The organism is Adlercreutzia shanghongiae (genome assembly GCF_035830635.1).
Classification (GTDB): domain Bacteria; phylum Actinomycetota; class Coriobacteriia; order Coriobacteriales; family Eggerthellaceae; genus Adlercreutzia; species Adlercreutzia shanghongiae.
Map to the genome: position 1 here is coordinate 310690 of NZ_JAYMFI010000001.1, position 14054 is coordinate 324743.

The following is a 14054-nucleotide window of genomic DNA, read 5'->3' on the forward strand; positions in this document are numbered from 1 at the left end:
ATATGCTATAGCGATTCAGTATATCAGTCAAGAGGTTTTCTGAATCACTTTTGCAATTCAGTGGTTCGCGCGCGAACGCATTTGAGCTATGATACTTTCAACAAGCGCAGACGCGCGCCCATCGCATGCGATAGTCGAGGACATGGTCTACGGAACACTGGTCATAGCTTACTTGTTCCTGGGAGGAGCCGCCGGAGGCACCTTCTTGGTCATGGCCGCCTGGAGTCTCACCCTGCACCGCGCGCTCCCCCATCGCTCTGCGCCAGCGCGCCGTGAATTCCGCATCCTGCGCGGACGCGCCTACGCCGTTGCGACCGCCGCCCTTGCCGCGGCCATGCTCTGCCTGCTGTGGGATCTCGACTACCCGGAGCGCGCCCTTACGATCTTCACTGCGGCGCGGCCCACCGTGCTCACCTTCGGAGCCTGCGTCCTCGCGGCGCTTCTTGGCGTCGGCCTGCTTTTGACCCTCGTTAACCTGTTCCACCTCCGCTTCTTCTCGGGACGCGTCAAACGCGTCCTCGATTGCCTCTGCGCCCTGCTCGCCATAGCCGTGATGGGGTATACCGGCGTGTTCCTTTACAGCAACGTCGGCATTGCCTTTTGGCACACGTTCTTCCTTGTGGGGCTGTTTTTCTGTTCTGCCCTCTCATCGGGCCTTTCCGCCGTCCTGCTTGTCGACTACTTCGCCCAAAGCGAGACGAAGCTCCTCCACGCCGTAAGACCCTTGCAGAAAGCCCACCTTGCATGCCTCGCCGTCGAGCTCGTCTTCATGGTGGCGTTTACAGGCGCGACCTGGGCAAACCCCTATGCCGCCTCATCGCTTTCCGCGCTGCTTTCCGAAGCCGTGCTCCCCACGGCGCTTGTCGGCGCTGCAGGACTCGGCATCGTCGTCCCCTTCGCCCTTGAATCCTATGCCCTGCTTCGCAAGGAGCAGCGGGCCATTCCCGTTTCGGACTTCGTGTGCCTCATCGGCGCATTTTGTCTTCGTTGGACCGTTATCGTCTGTGGGGTGCATTAATGAGCACAGCTGAACTGACCGATGCCAAATTCGTCGATGTGGAGCCGAACCGAACCGACTCCGTTCGCGAGGCGCCGCCCGAGGGCCGAGAGAGGCCCCTTGCCGCCGAGACGCCGGCCCCTGTCGGCGATGAGCCCGTCTTCGTCATCGACGAATCGTCGGACCTGCCGCTGTGGGTGCAGCTGCGCAACCGCCTGGCACACCTCATCCGCACCGGCTACTTCAAGGCCGGCGAGCAGTTGCCGAGCCTGCGGAGCCTGTCGGCCGAGGGGAAGATTAACTACAACACGGTGACCAAGGCCTATCGCGACCTGGAAACGAGCGGACTCATCGTATCTGTGCGCGGCCGGGGCATGTACGTGCAGAAGAACGTGACCGTGGACGACTCGCCGGAAAGCGCCGTGGACGCCATGACCGAGCAGTGCGTGGAAGAGTACCGCGCCCTGGGCCTGAGCTTCCGCGACATCCAGAAGCGCGTCGCCGGCATCGTGCAGTCCATGGCCGATGCAGCCGCCAGCACCGCCGCCGAGAAGAGGAGCTACTACGATGGCAAGCATTAGGAAGGGCCGCGCCCGCAGGGACACTCCCGCCCATCGCGATTTCGACCGCGCCTTCGACCGTCCCGTCATCGAGCGCTACAACTCCCCCAAGACCAAGCACACCGACGAGAACGCGCCCATCGTCTTCTCGGCGGCGCTCTTCGTGACGACGTTCCTCGTCGTGGGAGCTGCCGGCCTCGTCATAACCGGTAGCATCGACATCTGGATCATCTGCCTCGCCATCGCTTTGGCCGTGCTCGCCATCTTCGCCGTGCGCATCGCCCCCCACTGGGAGCGCGTGGTCATCCTGCGCTTCGGCAACTACAGCCGTACGGCGGGGCCGGGCCTCTACTTCACCGTTCCCTTTATCGACCACATTGCCCTGCGAGCCGATCTTCGCATCATGCTCACCGGCTTCGGCGCCGAGGAGACACTCACCGCCGATTTGGTGCCCATCAACGTGGACGCCGCCGTGTTCTGGACGGTATGGGACGCGAAAAAGGCCTGTTTGGAGGTGGAGGACTACTACGATTCCGTGGCCATGGCCGCCCAGACGGCCCTGCGAGACGCCATCGGGCGCAAGAATGTGGCCGACGTGGCCATGCGACGCGTACAGCTGGACGACGAGCTGCGCCGCGCCATCGAGGAGAAGACGAGCACCTGGGGCGTGTCCATCCTGTTCGTGGAGATCCGCGACATCGTCATCCCGAAGGAGCTGCAGGAGTCCATGGCCGCCGAGGCGCGAGCCGAGCGCGAACGCGACGCGCGGGTGGTGCTGGCCGAGGTGGAGAAGGATATCGCCGCCATGCTGCTGGAGGCCACCGAGCTGTACCACGAAGACGAGATGGCCTTCAAGCTGCGCCAGATGCACCTGGTGAACGAGTCCATGAAGGAGTCGAAGTCCTCGCTCGTCGTTCCCACCGCCTACGCCGACGGGTTTACGGACATGACGGAGAAGTAGAGCACTTGCATTGCTTCTGCTTTAGCTGAAACGAAATCGTCGGAAGGTGACGTTCCCGCAACTTTGCAGCGAAGCCGCTATAATGGGATTGCCGGAACCGCAACGCCCGAGGAGAGACCGTGTCGCCACGACAGTCCGATATCGCCGATATGAAGTGCTGGCTTCTGCGCCTCGCTCAGAAACGTTGGCGCATGCCCGCGGCTCACGTCACCCAGCTTTTCAGCGAGGCAAGCGTTTACGACTACGTGACGGAGCTCTACGACTTGCTGCACCTGAGCAGCTACGAGCGTGCCCTCGATGACGTTGAAACTTACCTCATCGCAAAAGGGTATTCGCTATGCTAGCTTTGCGAGACGACCTCATCCTCTACCATGGCAGTTACACTTCCATCGACGAGATCGATTTAGAGAAGTGCGCACCGGGCAGGGATTTCGGCCAGGGCTTCTATCTGACGTCGTCCTATGATCAGGCGAGGAACTTCGTGCCCCTATCGATCAAAAAGCACCAGGCTGAGAACTTTTCCGATAACTCGGGGGTCGGTTTCATTTCGACCTACCGGATGAAACTTCGCCCGGATCTGAGCATCCACGTATTCGCTGAGGCAAACGCTGACTGGCTTCATTTCGTAGCGGCCAACCGCCGTGGCGACCTCTTCCCCGAGCTCGTTGACGGCTACAAAGATTTCGACGTCATCGTCGGCAAGATCGCCAACGATCGCACGGCGCGTACGTTGCAGCTCTACGTATCGGGAGCCTTCGGAGAACCAGGAACGCCCGAAGCCGATAACATCGCCATAGCCCTGCTCTTGCCGAATCGCCTGGAAGATCAATATTGCTTCTTAACGCCTAGAGCCGTTGAATGCCTTACGCTCGAGGGGAGCGAGCCCTATGGGATTTGACGAGGAGGCCGTGACCGACGAGCAGCGCGAGGCATGCGCCGTCGTGGTGATGCGAACCATGCTGGAAGACTGGTGCGACGACACCGGCACTCCCTTCGATGATGCGCTGGATGCCTTCGCCTCGTCGCGCACCTACGAGCTGCTGTTCGACTTCTCCTCGCGCCAATGGGCCGAAGGCCCCGACAACCTCCGTTTTGTGTGGGAGCAGGAGAGGAAAAGGGGCTAGCGGGCTACTCGAAGCGACCACATGCCAACTACGCCCTCTCCCCTTCCGCCACCTCAATCTGCCTGATGACGCGCGCCGGCACGCCGCCGACGACGGTCATTGCTGGCACATCGCGCGTCACAACAGCGCCGGCGGCCACCACGGCGCCGTCCCCGATGGTAACCCCGGGCAGCACCGTGGAGTTCGCGCCGATCCACACGTTATCGCCGATGCGGATGGGCGCCGGATCCATGTCGGCGCGGCGAGCCGGATTCAAATCGTGGTTCAGCGTGGCCAGCACCACGTTGTGCCCGATGTACGCATGGTCCCCAATGTAGATGCCGCCCTGATCCTGGAATTTGCACCCGCTGTTGATGAACACATCACGCCCGAGGAAGATGTTCTTGCCGCAATCGCTGTTGAAGGGCGGAAACAGGCCGAAACCCTCGGGAACGGGCCGTCCGGTCAGCTCGGCCATGAGCGCGGCCAGCTCCTCGGGTGTGTGATAGGCGTTGTTCATCTCCATGCAGATGCGAATGGCCTCCTGGCTCACACCGTGCATCATGCGGTGCATCTCCGTCTGCCCCGTCACGCGCTCGCCCGCCCGCAGGCGCTCCAGATACTCGTCAAGCTCCATGCCAATTCCCTTCCAACAAAGCGGGGCGCCCGCAAGACGCCCCGTCCCTCACTTGCCGCGGCCGCGCCTTCGCGCGCTTACGCCAGATACTTCTCCGACACGCCGTCGCGCGCCTACGCCAGATACTTCTGATAGAAATCGACGATGGTGTCCCAGGGGATGATGTCTACTTGGTCGTACAGGTCGGTGTGGTTGGCGCCCTCCACCACCACGAGCTCCTTGTTCGCGGGGTTCACGCCGTGGGCCAGCTGGTCGTAGGTGTCCTTTCCGAAGTAGAAGGAGTGGGCCTTGTCGCCGTGCACGATCATGACGGCGTTCTCAATCTCGTCGGCGTACACGTTCGTCGGGAAGTTCACGAACGACTCGCAGCCGATGGCGGTCCAGCCGTCGTTGGAGTTCAGCGAGCGGGCGTGGTAGCCGCGGGGCGTCTTGTAGTAGGCGTGGTAGCCGCGCACGAACTGCGGCGCGTCGTCGGGCAGCGGATCGACCACGCCGCCGGCGCGGGCGTAGTCGCGCGAGGCGTACTCGGCCGTGCGGCGGGCGGCCATGGCGGCGCGGGCCTCGTTGCGCTTCTCGGCGGAGTCGTCGGCGTCGAAATAGCCGTTGGCGTTCACGCGGCTCATGTTGTACATGGTGGAAGCTACCGTGGCCTTGATGCGCGGGTCGCACGACGCGGCGCTCACGGCCATGCCGCCCCAGCCGCAGATGCCCAGAATGCCCACGCGCTCGGGATCCACGTCGTCGCGGTTCATAAGGTAGTCGACCGAGGCCATGAAATCCTCGGTGTTGATGTCGGGCGAGGCCATGTAGCGGGGGCTTCCACCGGATTCGCCGGTGAACGACGGGTCGAAGGCGATGGTGAGGAAGCCGCGCTCGGCCAGCGTCTGCGCGTACAGGCCCGAGCTCTGCTCCTTCACGGCGCCGAAGGGGCCCGACACCGCGATGGCGGGCAGCTTGCCGGTCGCCCCCTTCGGCTTGTACACGTCGGCCGCCAGCTCGATGCCGTAGCGGTTGTGGAAGATGATCTTGCCGTGCTCCACCTTGTCGCTTTCGGGGAACACCTTGTCCCAAATAGGGGTCAGCTCAAGTGCGGTCATGGAGGCTCCTTCGCTCTTAGGTTCGCGGCGGCCTTCGAATGCGGGCCGCCTTCTGTTTGCAGCACTCAGTATGCGACGCTCGCTTTCATTCCGCTAATGGTATAATTTCATATCTACTATTCTCTATTCGAATGTTTTGGGGCACCCATGGAACTGCGCGAACTCAGATCGTTTCTCGTCGTGGCCGAAGAGGAGAACATGACCCGGGCGGCCGAGAAGCTGCACCTCACCCAGCCCACCCTTTCCAAGCAGATCAAGGCCCTGGAAACGGAGCTGGGCCAGAAGCTGTTCGTGCGCCAGGGCTTCGGCATCGCGCTTACCGAGGAGGGGCGTCTGCTGCGCGAGCGAGCGGAGGGGCTGGTGGCCATGGCGGACAAGGTGAAGGAGGAGTTCACCGCGCTGGACAACATCACCGGCGGCGTGCTGCACTTCGGCCTGGCCGAGTCCTTCCAGATCAAGTACCTCGCCCGCGAGATCGCCCGCCTGCGCGAAAGCTGCCCGCAAGTGACCTACCACGTAGACAGCGGCACCACGCGCCAGGTACTGGACAAGCTGGACGCCGGCATCATGGACTTCGTGGTGCTGGCCGAGCTGCCCGACCGCACCCGCTACGAGTTCGTGAAGTTCCCCGACCACGAGCGCTGGGGCGTCGTCATGGCGAAAAGCGCGGCCCTGGCGAAGAAGAAGGTTGTAACGCCCGCCGACTTGAAGGGGCTGCCGCTGTTCTGCTCCGACCAGTCGTGGGCGCACGACATTCCCCGCTGGGCGGGCCGCGCCATGAGCGGGCTCACCCGCGAGGCCTCCTTCGGCCTGGCCTACAACGGCGCCATCTTCGCCCGCGAGGGGCTGGGCTACCTGCTCGCCTTCGACAACATCGTGAACACGGGCCCGGGCAGCGGCCTGGTGTTCCGCCCGCTGGAGCCGCCCCTGCACACCGACCTCTACTTCACCTGGAGGCGCGGCCGCGCCCTCACCCCCATCGCCGAACGCTTCCGCCGCCAAGTGTGCGAGGCGTTTGGGGGATAGAGACCACAATAGACCCCCGTCCTACAAAGGGCGACCGCCAAAAGACGATCGCCCCAAAGAGGGAGGGTATGGTTTAGGCCGCCGCTCTCGACAGCGCCCGTTCGTCCAGCCATGATGCGTCAACTTTCAGAAAGTCGACGAGCGACTCGGCCACCGTTCGATAGAAAGGCGCCTTCTCGCTGCTCAGCTTCTCAGCGAAACACGGTGTCCAACGCAGCGGATGGGCCTTAATGAACGACCGGCTCGCCTCCAAAGCCTCGGTACAACGCTCGGCGTCATAGGCTTTGCAGGCGCTAAGAGTCCGACCGGCCAGCTCGGCTAGAAAACCGCACTCCAAGGCGATGTGGTCATCGGCCACGGAGGGATACTGCTGGGGAAGGAGCCCTTGGGCGCGATAGGCGTTGCGCACCGTAAGCGTCACCGGCGTGAACAGGCCTCCGTCGCTGGACAGCTGCGCCGATTCCCAGGGAGGCGACGGAAGCGCTCCGGGGCCCACGAGCGTTGCGGCGTACTCGCTTGCCAGCTGCTCGCGGCGCGCTTTGGAACCGCAGGTCTCGCCAAGCAAGCGGGCAAGCTTTGCCCCGTCAGTGCCAGCGATAGCGCAAGCTTCCTCAACAAGTTCCGCATCCAGCTCGGCCCACCCATCGCTTCGCGGATCGTTGCCCAAAAGGCACTGGAACGTTCGGTACAGGTAGTGGCGTGCCGCCAGCATGTTCTCGCTCATCGCAATCCCCTTCCCCAGCGTTTCCTACAGCAGCACTTCCACGAAGTCGTCGGCGAGCGCCGCGGGCTTCGGGTTAATGAGCGTGTTCGGCCCGGTTTGCTCCGACGACGGCAGGATGGGCATGTCGCGCACGAGCTCGCCCACCATCTGGCCTTCGCCCTCGTGCTTGGCACGCAGCTCGTCCAGATCGCCGAACTCCAGGGCGCGCATATTGCACGCGTCGACGCACACCGGATTCAGGCCCGCATCGCGGAAGGGCTTGCACGAGTCGCACTTGCCGGCCAGCTTCTCGGCCTCCTTCACGATGGGCACTTCGTAGGGGCAGTTGTTGGCGCAGCTCCCACAGCCGATGCACAGCTCGTCATCATGCTGCACAGTGCCGTCGGCATCCTTGTACATGGCGCCGGTGGGGCAGGCTTCCACACAAGCCGGGTTATCGCAGTGATTGCAGGTCTTGGAGTAGTGGTACATGGTGGCGTTGGGGAAGGTGCCCGTCTGATACGTTCCCACGTGGCGGTACAGTTCGCCGGCAGCAAGATCGTTGCGGTCTTTGCAGGCCGTCTGGCAGGCACGGCAGCCGCTGCAAGCACGCTCGTTGAAGTAGAATCCCAGAGTCATGATCGTATCCTCTCTTAATCTTCGATGCCGGAGGGCAGCACAACCGGGCGCTCGACGTCAGCCAAGTAGTCCTGCTTAGGGCACCTCTCAATCTGGCACAGGCGCGTGTTGTAACCCTGCTGCGCACCGGCCGACGTGGTGGAATCGATAAGCAGGTTGGTACCGCCATTCACGGAGTTGCCCTCGTCGTCCATCTCGATCCACGAACCGTGCATGGTGTTCGCCACGCCCGGCATCATGGTTTCGACCACCGAGGCCTGACGGATGATGGAGCCGGCATCGTTGAACACGCGCACCCAGTCGCCAGTCTCGATGCCGCGCTCGGCAGCGTCGGCGGTGCTTATGAACACGGGGTTCGCGAAGGCCTCGCGCAGGTAGCTGTTCGAGTCGAAGGAGCTGTGAGAGCGACGCAGGTAATGGCCGTTGAACACCTGAATGGGATAGGCGCCCTTCTCCTTGGCGTCCCAGTTAGCAAAGGAATCCTCGTAGCCGTAGAGCGGGCGAAGGTAGTTGGCGTAGGGCTTCACCGGATCGTTTTCGTCCTGCCAACCGAGCTTCGGGAAGATATCGGCCTTGGCCTGGCAGTACAACTCGATCTTGCCCGATGCGGAGCTGCGGGGTTTGGCCTCGGGATCGCGCACGAAGTCCTCGTAGGCAATGTAACCGAGGTTGTCGCCCACCTCGCGGCGCACCTGATAGATGCCCTTCTCGATCATCTCGTCGAGGGAGACCAAGCCCTCCTGCGGTTCCACATCGCGGATGCCGTGCTTGTCGATGTCCTCTTGGGTGATGGTCACCAGCGGCATCATCACGTCGTTGCCCTCAACGGCATCCCCCGTGCCAGGAGTCATCGAGGCGGCCTTGGCGCCGGCGTTCGTGCCCTCGTCGGGCTTAATCACCGTGGCGTTGATGAGACGGTACAAGTGCTGCTCCGCGCCGGTGTACGGGAAGTACGCATCAGAATCCAAACCGAGGCGCTTGCCCAGGTCGTATACGATCTCGCGGTCGGACTTACCTTCGAAGTAGGGGTTCACCACACCGAATTGCTGCCACAGCGCGATGTCGCGGTTTTGCTGGCCCAGATGGTAGTCGTCGCCGTTGGGATCTTCCCAGTTGGTCAGCACGGGAAGCACGATGTCGGAGTACTGGGCCGTGGGGTTGAACACCAGCGCCAGGTCAAGCACGAAATCCACCTTGCGGAAGGCCTTGATGCCCTCATTGGTGTTGCAGCGCACCGTAAGCGGGTTGCCGAAATCGTTCACGATCATGCGGATGTCAATCTCGCGCTCCTCGGCCTGCTGGATGGCGGAGTTGCCGTTGCCGTAATCCACCACGCTGCCGAACCAGGTGTACTTGCCCGTGTTCACAGCCTGCCACACGTAGTTGTGCAGAATAACGTCGTCCACGGGGTTCGCCGGCGGCTCCACCGCCTTGCCCGCCGGATACGGATCGCCCAGCACCACCAAGTCGGGGCCATCGTTGCCCGCGAAGAAGTGGTACTGCGGAGCACCGGAATGACCGGGCTTGCCGTGATGGCCGCCCATGCAGCACACCGTTTCCTGAATCTGCAGCAGGTTCTCAGCGCCGTTGCAACGGGACGCGCCGTAGCCGTACAGCCAGGTAACGGCGTTGTTCTTTCCCATCACCTCGGCGAGCCAAGCGATATCGGCCGGCTCAGCGCCGCAGATTTCAGCAGCCCACTCCGGCGTCTTCGGCGTACCGTCGTAGTCGCCCAGGATGTAGTCCTTAATATTCTCGCTGGTAGTAGCATCGGCGGGCATCATGGTATCGTCGAAGCCCACAGTGCATCGTTTGAGGAAATCCCAGTCGACGATGTCGCCGCGCTCCTCGTCCAGACGCAGCATCTCGTAGGCCACGCCCAAGAGGAAGGCGGTGTCGGTGCCGGGGCGCACGGGAATCCACTTCGCCTCCAAGGTGGTGGCGGTCAGGTTGCACTCGGGTCCCACATAGACAAACTCAGCGCCGGCCTCCTTGGCGCGCCAGAAGTGGTACATGGGGCTGCCGCCCGAAGCCCAAGCAGGGTTGCCGCCCTGGAAGATGATATAGTCGGCGTTCAGCAGGTCGAGACGGTCGTTGCTGCCGTATCCGCCGGGCTCGCCGTGGTTGAAGTACGTGCCCATGTTTCCGCTGTACATCAGGTACGTGCCGTAGGAGTCGCAGAACTCGAAGGTGGCGTAGCCGCCCATGGGGGCCAAAAGGAAGTTGCGCATGCACGTGCGGCCGAAGCTCATGTGAAGCACGCTACGCCCACCGTAGGTGTCGTAGATACGACGCATCTCCTCGGCGATGAGGTCGTAGGCCTCGTCCCAGCTGATACGCTCCCACTCGTCTGCGCCGCGCAGCTCGCCATTTACGTTGTCGCCGCCGCCAGGCATCCAGCTCTTGCGCTTCATGGGGTACTTCAGGCGTTCCGCCGACGCATGGGCGGCACGCTGGCTGCGGCCGCGCACGCAGCCACGCTGCTGGAACATCTCGAGCGATTCCTCATGGGTGTCGTCGGTCTTGATGCGGGTGATAATGCCATCCACCACGTAAGCCTGCAGCAGGCACTTGCCACCGCAGGAAAGCCAGCACTGCACCGGCCTCCACGCCCCGGCCGCGTCTTTGGCCAGCTCGGCGTCGACGGTGTACTCATGGGCCTCGGTGTCACCCGTTTCGGCCATTTTCTGCTCGGGCGCGCAACCGGCAGCCAATGCCGCCGCGCCAGCCGAGGCCGCCGCCACGAACGAACGGCGCGTCAGCGTTCCCTTGCTTGCCATCTCCTCCATGGGTCCTCCTTCTCTCGTTACCACTGCTCTGCTTTTCGCAGCGGTTCTCTCTAGGGGCATTGTGCGGCCGCCGGAAGCAAACCAGAAGAGACTGAAAAGCGACTTTAGCGTTAGTTCTGGACTAACGCTCTCCCAAGTCCTATACTGCGGCCGAGGGGAAGGGGAGCCTATGCTCGACAAGCGGGTCACAACATTTATTCAGGTGGTTGAAAGCGGTTCCATCGCCAAAGCCGCCCGCGTACTGTTTCTTTCCAAGGTATCGGTGAAGGCGCAGATGGACGGCTTGGAGGCCGAGGTAGGCGTGCAGCTCCTCGAGCGCACCACCCGCGGCGTCAAGCCCACGACGGCCGGCGAGATCTTCTTCGAAGGGGCCCGCAAGCTCGCCTATTTGGCAGACCGCACGCTGGCGAAAACCCGAGCAACCAGCGAGGGAGAGCGCCGCGTCGTGCGCGTGGGGACCTCGGTGCTACGTCCTTGCCGCCCCCTCCTCGACCTGTGGGACTCCCTCGGACCCGACAAGCCCGCCATCTCTTTGGAGATCATCCCCTTCGACGACGATACGACAAGCCTCAACGAGGTGGTCGACGATCTGGGGCGGCGCATCGACTGCTTCGTGGCCCCTTGCGACTCCGAGCGTTGGCGCGCCACAACGAATATCCTCCTGCTGGACGAGATGCCCTATTGCCTCGCCGTCCCTCGCTCCCATCCGCTCGCTACACGCGAGCTCATCAGCTGGGACGATCTGGATGGCGAGACCATCATGATGGTCCCTGGCGGCGACTCCCCCATCGTGAGCTCTCTGCGCAGCGAAATTAAAGAGATCCACCCCGGCATATCCATCGTGGGAAGCTCTACCCACTACGACATCACCACGTTCAACACCTGCGAGCAAGCCGGATACCTTCTGCCTGTCTATCACGTCTGGGCCGACGCGCACCCCTCCATGGCCACCGTACCAGTTGACTGGCCTTGGCGCATGCCCTACGGGCTGGTGTATTCCAAACACCCCAGCGAGGCCATGGCCGATTTCGCCAACGCCATAGCCCAAACCCGTCAAATTTAGGTCTTCCTTGGTGTCCTGCGGGACATGCACGCGCAAGCGAAAGACAAGGGGCATTTGACGGTTGAAGAGGACGATTCAGTACCCATATTTCAATTACATCCTGATTTGTGTGAGTTTTAACATTTTTACGTCCTTATTTTTGCGAATTTTCGCACTTTTACGTCCTTGTTTTTGTATACTTGTGTCGTGCACTGAGCAAGGGAGGTGTCTATGGAGCGTTTTCTCATGCGCGATCTCGAAGCATGGCGAGAGAATCCCCGCAGGAAACCCCTTATCATCAACGGGGCACGCCAAGTCGGAAAGACCTGGCTCATCAAAGAATTCGGAAGGCGCCATTACGAGAGCGTCGCCTACGTGAACATGGACAATAACTCGCCCATGCGTGAGCTGTTCGACGCGGGGTACGATATCGACACTCTTCTCGCCGGCCTCCAGCTGCAAACCGGCATCACCATAGACCCCGAATCAACGCTCATCGTGTTCGACGAGGTTCAAGAAAACCCCAAGGCGCTCACGGCGCTCAAGTACTTCGACGAGGATCCGCGCGGCTTCTCGATCATAGCCGCTGGCTCTCTGTTGGGAATCCTCCTCCAAAGCGGAACGGGTTTTCCCGTAGGGAAAGTGGAAACGCTCGACCTCTACCCCCTCTCCTTTGAGGAATTCGCCTTGGCTTCGGAGGGAAAAGAGCTCCTCGCTTCAATGCAGAGCCCGAATCCGGCGCTCATTCAAATGTTTAAATCGCGGGCAATTGCGCTTCTGAAAACCTATTATTTCGTTGGGGGGATGCCAGAGGCAGTCAGCGTATTTCTTGAACATCAAGATTACGATGCCGCCCGCGCTGTTCAGAGGCGAATCCTCGCAGACTACGAGCGCGATTTTTCCAAGCACATCGCCCCGCGTGAAGCCGAGCGGGTGTTCGCGGTTTGGGACTCGATCGTCGCCCACCTGTCCCAGGAGAACAAGAAGTTCATCTTCGGTCGCCTTGCAAAGGGTGCTCGAGCAAAGGAATTCGAAAGCGCCCTCACGTGGCTCAGGCAGGCCGGCCTCATTTACCAAGTTCCTCGCGTGGCCAAACCGGGGGTACCCCTCAAGGCCTATCGCGATCCGGGCGCATTCAAAGTGTTCCTGCTGGATGTGGGCCTACTCGGCGCCATGAGCGAGCTGGACAGCAGGAGCGTCATCGAGGGCAACGCCCTGTTCGAGGAATTCAAAGGGGCTCTTACCGAGCAGTACGCGTGCCAAGAGCTTATAGCGAGCTGCAAGCTTACCCCCTACTATTGGTCTGCCGAGAACTCCCGCGGAGAGCTGGATTTCCTCACGCAGTCGGCAAGCGGCATCTACGCCATCGAGGTGAAGGCCGAAGAGAACCTGCGCGCCAAGAGCCTGCGCAGCTTCAAGGAGAAGTACCCGGAGGTTAAGGCCCGACGCTTCTCCCTCTCCGACTACCGCGAGCAGGACTGGCTCACCAACGTCCCCCTCTACTTGATGGGGAACACGGGGCTTTGGCTGTGATTCGCACGGGCAGCTATAGAATAGGGGCGGCCCAAATGCCGCCCCTAAGAGGGAGGGTACATTTTATTGCGCGCCAATCTTAGGCCTTGGCGGCCACCAGCTCGTGGTCCTCGATACCAAAGGGGCATACGCGGTTGAGAACGGTGATGGCTTCGGACACCTCGGCGAAGACGGCCGTCTCGGGGCTGCCGGGCATCGCACCGAGGCCGCCCGGGACAACCTCTCCGTTGGCCGCGATGGCCTCCTCGGCCCAGAAAGCGGACTCGGAGAGCAGCACGGCGTCGTTGCGGACAAAGGCAGCCAGGGCCTCGATCATCTGAGGGTAGAGCACTGCCGTCTTGGAACGGCGGGCGCAGCGGGCGAAGTCGTCCACCCAGCTGAGCATGTGGCCGCGAACGAAAGCCTCTTGGTCGCGCAAAGACGCTGCAAGCGCTTCTGTATGCCCAGCTCGCAGCTCGGTGAGCGCGCTTCCCGCCTCGTGGGCCATAAAACCGCACATTGTGGCGATGTGATCGTCGGGAACGCGCATGAGGCGCTTGAGCTCAAGCCCGCGCTCGCGGTAAAGCGCCCTCACGGCCAGGGTGTTCTCCTGAAAGAGCGCCGCATCATGGGTCAAGTAAGGCGACTCGATGGGCTGGCAGGGCAGCTCGCCCGGGCCGATGAACAGGCGCGTGTACTCGTCGCGGGCCTGGTCGAGCAGCACCGACTGGTCGACGCACTCGCCCAAATCCTGCAGAAAGCGCCCGAGGCCCCGCATGGAGGGATCCTCGCCGGAGAACTCCTCCACCACATCCCGCGTCGTCTCCGAAAGCGCAAGTGCCAGCATTGCCTCGTCCGGCGTGCCGCCGAAGAGCTTGTGGAACAGCGCGTAAAGGTACTCGCGGCACAATAGCAGTGCCTCCAAATCGATGGATTCGCGGCGAAGGTTCACGGCGTCGGTCATGGTTGGCTCCCTCCTCTGATGTGG

General features: G+C 62.1%; 15 protein-coding genes. 9 read left to right on the plus strand and 6 right to left on the minus strand.

All coding sequences use genetic code 11. The annotated features are described in order from the left end of the window. The first annotated feature begins 142 nt into the window (after positions 1–142). The 6 genes from nrfD to VJ923_RS01450 all read left to right on the plus strand — a co-directional run bounded on the left by nrfD (position 143) and on the right by VJ923_RS01450 (position 3642). Complete coding sequence (gene nrfD, locus VJ923_RS01425) at positions 143–1018, plus strand: NrfD/PsrC family molybdoenzyme membrane anchor subunit (RefSeq protein WP_326437773.1); 876 nt, start codon at positions 143–145, stop codon at positions 1016–1018. Then, positions 1018–1578, plus strand: a complete 561-nt coding sequence (locus tag VJ923_RS01430) for a GntR family transcriptional regulator (RefSeq protein ID WP_326437775.1) — start codon at positions 1018–1020, stop codon at positions 1576–1578. Before nrfD ends, VJ923_RS01430 begins: the two co-directional genes overlap by 1 nt. Continuing rightward, positions 1565–2518 (plus strand): slipin family protein, encoded by a 954-nt coding sequence (locus VJ923_RS01435; RefSeq protein WP_326437777.1) that lies wholly within the window; start codon positions 1565–1567, stop codon positions 2516–2518. Before VJ923_RS01430 ends, VJ923_RS01435 begins: the two co-directional genes overlap by 14 nt. 119 nt (positions 2519–2637) lie before the next feature. Next, positions 2638–2862, plus strand: a complete 225-nt coding sequence (locus VJ923_RS01440) for a DUF3791 domain-containing protein (RefSeq protein WP_326437779.1) — start codon at positions 2638–2640, stop codon at positions 2860–2862. Then, complete coding sequence (locus tag VJ923_RS01445; protein ID WP_326437781.1) at positions 2856–3416, plus strand: DUF3990 domain-containing protein; 561 nt, start codon at positions 2856–2858, stop codon at positions 3414–3416. Before VJ923_RS01440 ends, VJ923_RS01445 begins: the two co-directional genes overlap by 7 nt. Further along, a complete protein-coding gene (locus VJ923_RS01450) occupies positions 3406–3642 on the plus strand; it encodes a hypothetical protein (RefSeq protein ID WP_326437783.1) in 237 nt (78 codons plus the stop codon). The genes VJ923_RS01445 and VJ923_RS01450 overlap by 11 nt, the downstream gene beginning before the upstream one ends. Positions 3643–3670: 28 nt before the next feature. Here the strand turns inward: VJ923_RS01450 and VJ923_RS01455 are convergent, their stop codons facing one another. Beyond that, positions 3671–4258, minus strand: coding sequence for a DapH/DapD/GlmU-related protein (locus VJ923_RS01455; RefSeq protein ID WP_326437785.1), 588 nt, complete (start codon positions 4256–4258; stop codon positions 3671–3673). 113 nt (positions 4259–4371) lie between these two features. Continuing rightward, the gene (locus VJ923_RS01460) at positions 4372–5355 is read right to left on the minus strand and encodes an alpha/beta hydrolase (RefSeq protein ID WP_326437787.1); all 984 of its coding nucleotides are present in this window, start codon (positions 5353–5355) and stop codon (positions 4372–4374) included. A gap of 147 nt (positions 5356–5502) precedes the next feature. On the opposite strand from VJ923_RS01460, the gene VJ923_RS01465 reads away from it, so the two are divergent. Next, entirely contained in the window at positions 5503–6381 is an 879-nt protein-coding gene (locus tag VJ923_RS01465; protein ID WP_326437789.1) for a LysR family transcriptional regulator, read from the plus strand. A gap of 73 nt (positions 6382–6454) precedes the next feature. On the opposite strand, the gene VJ923_RS01470 is transcribed toward VJ923_RS01465, so the two are convergent. Genes VJ923_RS01470 through VJ923_RS01480 form a run of 3 tightly spaced genes read right to left on the minus strand, consistent with a single transcriptional unit; the run spans position 6455 to position 10512 of the window. Beyond that, positions 6455–7105 (minus strand): TorD/DmsD family molecular chaperone, encoded by a 651-nt coding sequence (locus tag VJ923_RS01470; protein WP_326437791.1) that lies wholly within the window; start codon positions 7103–7105, stop codon positions 6455–6457. A gap of 24 nt (positions 7106–7129) precedes the next feature. Further along, positions 7130–7723, minus strand: a complete 594-nt coding sequence (locus VJ923_RS01475) for a 4Fe-4S dicluster domain-containing protein (RefSeq protein ID WP_326437793.1) — start codon at positions 7721–7723, stop codon at positions 7130–7132. A 14-nt stretch (positions 7724–7737) separates the two neighbouring features. Next, entirely contained in the window at positions 7738–10512 is a 2775-nt protein-coding gene (locus tag VJ923_RS01480) for a molybdopterin-dependent oxidoreductase (RefSeq protein ID WP_326437795.1), read from the minus strand. 169 nt (positions 10513–10681) lie between these two features. Here VJ923_RS01480 and VJ923_RS01485 point away from each other — a divergent pair, with 169 nt between their 5' ends. Together VJ923_RS01485 and VJ923_RS01490 are read left to right on the plus strand one after the other, a co-directional pair. Further along, positions 10682–11575, plus strand: coding sequence for a LysR family transcriptional regulator (locus tag VJ923_RS01485; protein WP_326437797.1), 894 nt, complete (start codon positions 10682–10684; stop codon positions 11573–11575). 210 nt (positions 11576–11785) lie between these two features. Next, positions 11786–13087, plus strand: a complete 1302-nt coding sequence (locus VJ923_RS01490; RefSeq protein ID WP_326437799.1) for an ATP-binding protein — start codon at positions 11786–11788, stop codon at positions 13085–13087. 79 nt (positions 13088–13166) lie between these two features. Here VJ923_RS01490 and VJ923_RS01495 read toward each other — a convergent pair whose 3' ends face one another. Beyond that, on the minus strand, positions 13167–14030 hold the full coding sequence (locus tag VJ923_RS01495; protein WP_326437801.1) for a TorD/DmsD family molecular chaperone: 864 nt from the start codon (positions 14028–14030) through the stop codon (positions 13167–13169). Positions 14031–14054 lie beyond the last annotated feature (24 nt).

What these genes read in the sequence shown, in the direction of transcription:
- nrfD (WP_326437773.1), top strand. Translation starts at nt 143, where the DNA reads ATGGTCTACGGAACACTGGTCATAGCTTACTTGTTCCTGGGAGGAGCC.
- VJ923_RS01430 (WP_326437775.1), top strand. Translation starts at nt 1,018, where the DNA reads ATGAGCACAGCTGAACTGACCGATGCCAAATTCGTCGATGTGGAGCCG.
- VJ923_RS01435 (WP_326437777.1), top strand. Translation starts at nt 1,565, where the DNA reads ATGGCAAGCATTAGGAAGGGCCGCGCCCGCAGGGACACTCCCGCCCAT.
- VJ923_RS01445 (WP_326437781.1), top strand. Translation starts at nt 2,856, where the DNA reads ATGCTAGCTTTGCGAGACGACCTCATCCTCTACCATGGCAGTTACACT.
- VJ923_RS01450 (WP_326437783.1), top strand. Translation starts at nt 3,406, where the DNA reads ATGGGATTTGACGAGGAGGCCGTGACCGACGAGCAGCGCGAGGCATGC.
- VJ923_RS01455 (WP_326437785.1), bottom strand. Translation starts at nt 4,258, where the DNA reads ATGGAGCTTGACGAGTATCTGGAGCGCCTGCGGGCGGGCGAGCGCGTG.
- VJ923_RS01460 (WP_326437787.1), bottom strand. Translation starts at nt 5,355, where the DNA reads ATGACCGCACTTGAGCTGACCCCTATTTGGGACAAGGTGTTCCCCGAA.
- VJ923_RS01465 (WP_326437789.1), top strand. Translation starts at nt 5,503, where the DNA reads ATGGAACTGCGCGAACTCAGATCGTTTCTCGTCGTGGCCGAAGAGGAG.
- VJ923_RS01470 (WP_326437791.1), bottom strand. Translation starts at nt 7,105, where the DNA reads ATGAGCGAGAACATGCTGGCGGCACGCCACTACCTGTACCGAACGTTC.
- VJ923_RS01475 (WP_326437793.1), bottom strand. Translation starts at nt 7,723, where the DNA reads ATGACTCTGGGATTCTACTTCAACGAGCGTGCTTGCAGCGGCTGCCGT.
- VJ923_RS01480 (WP_326437795.1), bottom strand. Translation starts at nt 10,512, where the DNA reads ATGGAGGAGATGGCAAGCAAGGGAACGCTGACGCGCCGTTCGTTCGTG.
- VJ923_RS01485 (WP_326437797.1), top strand. Translation starts at nt 10,682, where the DNA reads ATGCTCGACAAGCGGGTCACAACATTTATTCAGGTGGTTGAAAGCGGT.
- VJ923_RS01490 (WP_326437799.1), top strand. Translation starts at nt 11,786, where the DNA reads ATGGAGCGTTTTCTCATGCGCGATCTCGAAGCATGGCGAGAGAATCCC.
- VJ923_RS01495 (WP_326437801.1), bottom strand. Translation starts at nt 14,030, where the DNA reads ATGACCGACGCCGTGAACCTTCGCCGCGAATCCATCGATTTGGAGGCA.